The 7,914-nt window shown below is 32.6% G+C and carries 6 protein-coding genes and 1 pseudogene; 2 read left to right on the forward strand and 5 right to left on the reverse strand.

Translation table 11 applies throughout. The features are described 5' to 3' along the window. Positions 1-88: 88 nt before the first annotated feature. The 4 genes and pseudogenes from Cyrtocomes_RS04335 to glmU all read right to left on the reverse strand — a co-directional run. A pseudogene (locus Cyrtocomes_RS04335) lies at positions 89-313 on the reverse strand (helix-turn-helix domain-containing protein); the annotation flags it as partial. Positions 314-1,106: 793 nt separating this feature from the next. Next, the gene (gene hslU / locus Cyrtocomes_RS04340; RefSeq protein WP_322497976.1) at positions 1,107-2,435 is read right to left on the reverse strand and encodes an ATP-dependent protease ATPase subunit HslU; all 1,329 of its coding nucleotides are present in this window, start codon (positions 2,433-2,435) and stop codon (positions 1,107-1,109) included. A gap of 274 nt (positions 2,436-2,709) precedes the next feature. Further along, complete coding sequence (locus tag Cyrtocomes_RS04345) at positions 2,710-4,533, reverse strand: hypothetical protein (protein ID WP_322497977.1); 1,824 nt, start codon at positions 4,531-4,533, stop codon at positions 2,710-2,712. A gap of 159 nt (positions 4,534-4,692) precedes the next feature. Then, the gene (gene glmU / locus Cyrtocomes_RS04350) at positions 4,693-6,000 is read right to left on the reverse strand and encodes a bifunctional UDP-N-acetylglucosamine diphosphorylase/glucosamine-1-phosphate N-acetyltransferase GlmU (protein ID WP_322497978.1); all 1,308 of its coding nucleotides are present in this window, start codon (positions 5,998-6,000) and stop codon (positions 4,693-4,695) included. A 243-nt stretch (positions 6,001-6,243) separates the two neighbouring features. Here glmU and Cyrtocomes_RS04355 point away from each other — a divergent pair, with 243 nt between their 5' ends. Together Cyrtocomes_RS04355 and Cyrtocomes_RS04360 are read left to right on the forward strand one after the other, a co-directional pair. Then, the gene (locus Cyrtocomes_RS04355; protein ID WP_322497979.1) at positions 6,244-6,807 is read left to right on the forward strand and encodes a GNAT family N-acetyltransferase; all 564 of its coding nucleotides are present in this window, start codon (positions 6,244-6,246) and stop codon (positions 6,805-6,807) included. A gap of 279 nt (positions 6,808-7,086) precedes the next feature. After that, entirely contained in the window at positions 7,087-7,362 is a 276-nt protein-coding gene (locus tag Cyrtocomes_RS04360; RefSeq protein ID WP_322497980.1) for a hypothetical protein, read from the forward strand. 249 nt (positions 7,363-7,611) lie between these two features. Here the strand turns inward: Cyrtocomes_RS04360 and Cyrtocomes_RS04365 are convergent, their stop codons facing one another. Continuing rightward, positions 7,612-7,806, reverse strand: a complete 195-nt coding sequence (locus tag Cyrtocomes_RS04365) for a hypothetical protein (protein WP_322497981.1) — start codon at positions 7,804-7,806, stop codon at positions 7,612-7,614. Between the last annotated feature and the right edge of the window lie 108 nt (positions 7,807-7,914).

A 7,914-nucleotide genomic window follows, 5' to 3' on the forward strand; every position in this document is an offset into this window, starting at 1 on the left:
TTCGCTAAACTCAAAGAAAATCGACGCTTAGCATTACGATTTGAGAAATCCGATCTCTCTTTCCTTGCCTTTATAGCTTTAGCATCTATTAAATACAACCTTTGTTAACAGTGCCTAATAAATTAGGATTAGAATTCACGCAACATCTTAACTTGTTATTCGTCCCTTTTTTCCCCACCTTTTTGGCTAAATAATTTCCCTCAGACTTATACCTATTTTGCCAATTTCTTACTGTATTTGATGCTATTTCAAATTTTATTGAGGCGCTATTGCAGCTGTTACCTCTATTTACATATTTTATAACTTTCTTGCGAAAATCTTGGCTCTACGATACCGGCATTTTCTTTTGAATATAACTTATCTGTACGCAGATCTCAACTTAATTTACTATAGTTCATTTGAGTTATTATAAAGTTTTGCCGATTTAAAAATATAGAAAGTTTATTCTTTCAGGTTTTTAATGCAGATATAAAAACCTAAATATTACCGCAAATACGGCTTCGCTATAACCGAATCTATATCGCTTTTTATAACATTTATTTAGTATATTTTGCTCTCTCGCCTATGAAGAGCAGCCCTGCTTTATTTTATATAGCTAAAGCGTCATAGAAATGGTACATAACTAATTTTAAAAATACCTTAATTATCATTGGGTTAAGTTTAATAAAATTACTTTTTAATTACCTTTTATGTAATAATTTTATACCGCCATAGCTATACAAAAACCATATATCTCTTTTTTATGAGAGCTTTTAAAGCTTCAATTAGCCTTTCTCTTAAATCGGTATGGAATCTTGATTTTCAATATACGAAAACTCAATCATATCAGAGCATTATTTTAATATGCCTATAACTCATAAACGTTTCATAAAGTCTTAGATTTCAGATAATGCCATACCTCCAAAATTCCTAAGATTATCTGATATAACCCAGAACCTGGAACCCTTTAACCATATACTGATTAAAGAGCCCCCACATTAAATAACTTCAATGTACATTTGAATCTAAAGCCCTTCTAAATCATGCTTCAATCTTTATTATTTTCTAATAACACACGCATTCCTTATATCTCTTTATAGATTACAAATAAACTCAGATCATCATCATTAAATTATAAACCTTGATAAATCTCTCTCATCTGGGAAATTATCCTTAACATGCCCATCCACGTATTTTTCATCTATAGTTATCTTAGAATCATTCATGGAAGGCGCATCAAAACTTACTTCATCTAGCAGTTTTTCCATAATAGCATATAACCTTCTTGCACCTATATTCTCAAGCTCATCATTTGCAATTTTAGAAAGCCGAGCAATTCTCCTGATTCCACAATTTGTAAAATCTAGATCAACACCCTCTACATCTAAAAGCGCTTTATACTGCTTTATTATACTATTCTCAGTATCTTTAAGTATATTAACAAAATCATCCTCCGATAACGGTGAAAGCGATACTTTAACGGGAAATCTACCTTGAAGCTCAGGTAACATATCAGATGGATCTGTTATATGAAATGCACCAGAAGCTATAAACAGTATGTGATTAGTTTTTATTGGTCCATATTTCGTATTTACAACCGTCCCCTCAACTATTGGCAACAAATCTCTTTGCACCCCCTCTCGACTTACCTCTCTTGACTTCCCTTCACTACTTTTACTTGCAATTTTATCTATCTCATCTAAAAATACTATGCCGTCCTCTTCCGTAAGTTTAATTGCCTCCATAATAACCTTCTCTTCGTCCACCATCTTATCAGCTTCCTCACGCATCAAAATCTTTATGGCTTCTTTAAGCGGGACCTTCACGTTTTTACTCTTCTTTGCTCCTAGCATCTTGCCTATTAGATCGCCAACGTTCAATAACCCAACTTGCCCACTTGTACCAGGCATATCAAAAAGCTGACCAGTCGAACCTTGCATACCAGCACTTTCTGATACACTTATTTCTATTATTTTTTCATCTATCTCCCCACTTAATATCTTTTCCATATAAGAGCGCCTTGTTTCTATACTTGCGCTTTCTCCGGCTAAAATAGTTAACAATCTCTCAATAGCTTTGTGCTTAGCCTCCTTTTCTGTAGATGTTCTCATCACATCCTTAACCAGCTTTATAGCTATATCAAGTAGGTCTCTTATTATAGATTCAACATCCCTTCCTACATAACCAACTTCTGTGAATTTAGTTGCTTCAACCTTAATAAAAGGCGCATTCACTAGCTTTGCCAACCTCCTAGAAATTTCAGTTTTACCAACGCCGGTTGGGCCAATCATTAGTATATTCCTAGGTATTATTTCTTCCATCAATTGTGCGGAAACCATTTTTCTCCTCCATCTATTTCTTAGCGCTATAGCAACGGCTCTCTTAGCCTCTTTCTGCCCTATTATAAATCTATCCAGCTCTAAGACAACTTGCGCGGGTGTTAAGTTAGAATTCATAAAAATACAGCTAATTTCTTATATAAAGTACGGAGGATAAACTAGTTATTTTTTTCTGTCTAATCTTTTATATAGAACAACAATAAACTCAGCATATAGTTCTGTTGATAATAAATAATTTTATTATTAGAATTCTATATATTATCTTTATCTCATCATTAATAGCTATAACTTTAAGGGTCGTTACCTTGTTCAATAAATAGTTATATTTAGATAGATGATTGGAGATAATTTTTAGATTTTTATTTAGAACAAGATTAGCAACAAGCCAAAATTATGATGCACATTCAACGCATGACCCCTGTATAGGATCAAGTGGATTATGCTCACTACCTATTTTATTACCATATTCATTATTTTCCGATTGAGCCAAGCTATCATAATCTTTATCCATCATTTTGTCATCACAATATGGTGTTTTAATATTAACAAGCAGCATATTATAATACTCCGCCTCATTAGTTAATTGCTGTCTTGTTTTTTCATCACCATGTTCTAACTTTGGTTTTAGCATGTTTAAAGAGCGTTCGATTATAGGTCGTAGGCCCATATACTCATTACTACCATCATAAGCCCTCTCTACATCAGTAAGCCACTTTCGTAAAACTTTTGCCGTAAAAAATACATTCTTTGATGCCTCATTAAAATTTCCAACCATCCTTTGGGTTGTTGCTGAATCTAAGTGTCCGAAACGAAATCCTTTGTACATTCTATCTTGCTTGAATTCATGTATAAATTTATCTATATTTCCCTGTTCAGCGTCTAGGTAATTTAGTACTGACTTAATACTTTTTAGCAAAAATTCACGACTTTCTTTATCACGCTTTAACATAAAAGCATGCTCAGTATTTACCAAAGCCTTCATTGATGATTTTATATTTTTTGGCATAAATTCAACTATCGTATTATATTCTTTATCTGTAGTAGTACTTGTAATCCAGTGTAAAAATTTAAAAACTACTGGCACCGAGAGGCCATCCAATGCTACAAATGCGGTAGTAACTGTTTTTAATAGTTGATTATCTGATTTATTCATATTGACTTTTTGTGTAGCAAATTTCAAGCTATATGCAACATTTACCAAACTGAATGCATCTCTAGGAAGAATCCAATTTTCTGGCATCAATGTTAATGATAAGTGTGCAATTTTATAAAGTATAATTGATAAAAGTTGCCCTTTATTCTGAGACCAGAAAGACTCCCACAATATAGCCGTGGCCACTTGAACAATAGCCATACCCTCTTTTTGTAAATACGGCTTAAAAAGATTAACTACATAATCACTTATAATTTGCGGCGCATAAAACTTAAATAACTCCAAACAAAAGTGCTCTTTACACTTATATGTAACAAGTTGCTTAATTCCAAATTCTACTAGAGAATAGTACTTAATTATAGTAGGCCATTGTTTATCCGGGTCTAGAGTTACCCCTCCAAATTTTTGTAATAGCGAATTGGATCGGTTTGCTACTTCAAGAACTAAAGAAGTATTCTCCACCAGCCCCTTCGCCTTATACGCTTGAGATTGGGCTATTGTTAACCAAGTATCTCTAAAATTTGGATAATGTGCTTCTGGATAAGAAGCATAAATATATTTTACATGTGCCAACCGATTCTCACTATCAACCTCTACACGAATTTTAACTAATTGCCCATTATGATGTACATGTATAGTTGTTCCTTGAGATAGAGGTATATTTACAGGTACATACTCTATTACCTCTCTAATATTATCATTATATTCACCATTATTAGGTGTAATTACCGGTATTGCAACATTTACAAAACAATCTTTGAGTTGTTTTGTTACAAAAGCTTGATCATTAATATCATTATGACCAAGGTATTCTCTTACATCGATTGTTATAGCACCCTTTGTATCAAAATTATTATAAGAGTCACCGTTTGATTCTGTAGTTCTTGCTTTAGCTAATGTTTTTATTGTATAATAAGAGAAATTCTGATGACTAGGCCTATAAGGTACTAAATCTTGTGTGGAATTTTGTTCTGTGCTTGAATCCACCACTTGGTGGGAATTTTGCTCTGCGCTTGCCCCTTGCTTTTTAAAAAAGGAAAAGATTTTAAAAAATGAAAACATAGCTACATCAATAATAAAAATTTTATACAAAAACATTGCTACCCTTACTGGATGCATTATTGGTTATGATGGTATAGCTTGCATCTATGCATTGATTTAATTATTGCTAATGCGCTACATTATATAGGCATGTTCTATTATAATCAGCATAAAGTTGTATCAAAAAGCCTTTTTATGCCTTCTTTTTTTAACAATTAATTCTGGTCTTGAAATTGCAAAAGAGCCTTCTGGCATGTTTTTTGTTAATACCGTTCCTGCGGCAATAAAGGAATCTCTTTCTATTGTTAATGGCGATACTATAGATGTATTAGACCCTATAAATGTGTTATCACCAACATTTGACTTATGCTTCTTCGCCCCATCGTAATTACAAAATACGGATCCTGCACCAATGTTGACGCCTTCACCAATATAGGCATCTCCTATATAAGAAAGATGAGAACATTTAGAATTATCTCCAATTATTGAGTTTTTCACTTCTACAAAGTTCCCTATTTTGGCATTTTCTCTAAGCTCTGTATCTGGCCTTATTCTTGCAAAGGGCCCTACTATACAGTTTTTTTCTATCTTTGCTCCTTCTATATGCGAAAATGATAATATTTTAACTCCAGATTTAATATAGACCTCCTTACCTAAAACGGTATATGGATAGATAATCACACCTGGTTCTACAAACGTAAATGGTGTTAGAAATACAGTTTTAGGAGCAATCATTACAACCCCATTTTCAATCAAATTATTCCGTAATTTTTCCTGCATGAATTCCTCAATAACTACCAGCTCTTGCCTTGTATTAGCGCCGCATAGATATTTTTCTTCAAATTTATCAAATTTTATAGTTGCTTGATTGAGGTGTAAATATTTAACTATATCAGTTAAATATTGTTCATTTTTTGGTTCTTTTTTTGAATAGTTTTCTTGTAAAAATCTTAGTGCTAAAACTTTTGAGCAAGATAAAAGCCCTGAGTTACAAATTGTTATTTTACGCTGCAATTGGGTGGATTGCTTATGTTCTACTATTTCAATAAGTTTGCCATTATCTATAATCAACTTACCATACTCGTTTTCTCTATTAGATTCAAAGGCGGAAATAAATAGATCACTATCTGAATTCACAAGTTCAGATATTATATTTTGTTCAATAAGTGGTGCATCACCTAGTGCTATAAGTATTTTGGAGTGAATTTCAATACATTGATCAAATGCACATCTCAATGCATCCATAGTACCACTTGGCTCTTCTTGTATAACGGTAATAAATCTATACCTACCTTCAATTATTTTAAATTTACTGTTTTTCACCAATTCCTGGCTTGCTACAACAATAATATTATTCACATATCCAATAATCGAAATTATTACGTGTTCCAGCATGGGAACTGAGGCAACTTCAAGCAACACCTTTGGAACCCCGCCCCCCATTCTTGTACCACGACCAGCCGCTAATATTATGCCAGTACTACCCATCTTTAAAATAAAGACACACTATTTTCATATACAGATTGAAATACAATCCATCACTTAAGCAAATTATAGCGTCATTAGAGGAAAATAAAATACGCTATACAATAAGAATTATAAAACTGATATTATAAGGTGTGAAAGAGAAATTGCTGGTATTTTTTAATTAAAAATTGATAATCTAGACTTATGTTATATAGATTATTAAACTAAATTTTAGTTAGCATGTACAAAAATTCCGTATTAGAGATGGCTTTTTCTCAATTTCCTGTACTTAAACTAGATAATCAAATTATACTGAGAGAGCTAGATTCTGAAAAAGATATGCATGGCTACTATAATCTAATGTGCGATCCTGCAGTACATCAATATATACAAGAGACAGAAGTGCCAACATCGCTAGATGATGCGCATGAAAAAGTAAAATTTTGGCGCAACTTATTTTATAAGAAAATATCAATACTTTGGTGCATCGAGAAAGAAGGTAAAATGGTTGGAACTATGGGCTTTAATTATTGCAATATAATGTCTGGAAACGCAGAAATAGTTTATGATTTGGCAAGTAGCGAATGGGGAAAAGGGATAGCTTCAGTATCAATGAGGGCTATTTTAGATTTTTCCTTTCATTCACTTCAATTAACCCAAATAGAGGCGCTTATAGCTATAGATAATTTAAGATCTGAAAGACTTTTAACAAGATTTAATTTCATTTTGCATAAGATGCAAAAAATGCATAGAGTTATAAGGGGCGAATATGTAGACACAAAAACATACATTTTATCTAAAAATAACTATCTAGCTAGTGTTATATAAAATTAAGATATAGATATATTTCAAGATATTAAGCTGAATAAAAAGAATGGGTAAGTTGATCAACATCAAAAACTACGTATATACTAAGCGAATATAAGATTAACCCATGACCTCAAAATATCCTCGCACTCCAAATGTATGCGTTATATAGATATTTCACAAATATTATATAAAAAGAACTAATTAACCAATTGAAAATAAACCAAATCGTGCTAGGATTGTATGCTGAGATCATAGATATCTATGGTTGATTTTGTTGATTATTTTTAATTTTATATTATGGAAGGAATGGTTAATAATAAGGTCGAGACATTTGGTTTTTATGCAGAGGCAGCCTTAAATGCTATTGAAAATGGTAATCATGAGGAAATGGCCAAAATACTTGCAGAAGTACATGCGCTAAGAGCCTCTCCTGAATCAGAACTTGATCAAAATTCTATTGAGTTGCTTGATGGTATATCACAAAAACTACATGAAGGATTAGGATACGCAGTACCATTTGAAGCAACTGCTTGTTATGATGCGCAAGAACTAGCTCAAGATGATATAGCTTAAGTTAGTATCCTTTTAAGCTCATAGATCAATTTGAGCTTTATTAAGATGCTTGGATTATATGTTTATTTATAAATCCAAGTTAGGCGCAGGTAGCGCCGATATATCATAGAGAAGCTCATTTTGTATCTTGATTTTTTTTTGGGCACTTCTTAGATTTGGATAGTGCAACACCCCCTAAAACACTTTTGCAAGAATTTTAGGGGGTGTTACTGTCTAGAGATAAATTATCCTTTTAAGATAATTTGTATGTTACCTCAACATTGAAGACATCTCTCTTGATGTTTGAGAGTTTTGGGCAATGATTTTTGCAAAGAGTGCACTTGCTCTTTCCATATTACTTATATTTTCTGACATCTCAGCCATTAATGCATCAAGCTCTACACCTGTATTTGCTTTAATAATTCCATCCAAATTATCTAATGATGATAAGAATGTATTAGGCACTGTTAACAAAGGTTGTATTTAATAGATGCTAAAGCTATAAAGGCAAGGAAAGAGAGATCGGATTTCTCAAATCGTAATGCTAAGCGTCGATTTTCTTTGAGTTTAGCG

The organism is Candidatus Cyrtobacter comes, from assembly GCF_034470605.1.
In the GTDB taxonomy this organism is placed as follows: Bacteria; Pseudomonadota; Alphaproteobacteria; order Rickettsiales; family Midichloriaceae; genus Cyrtobacter; species Cyrtobacter comes.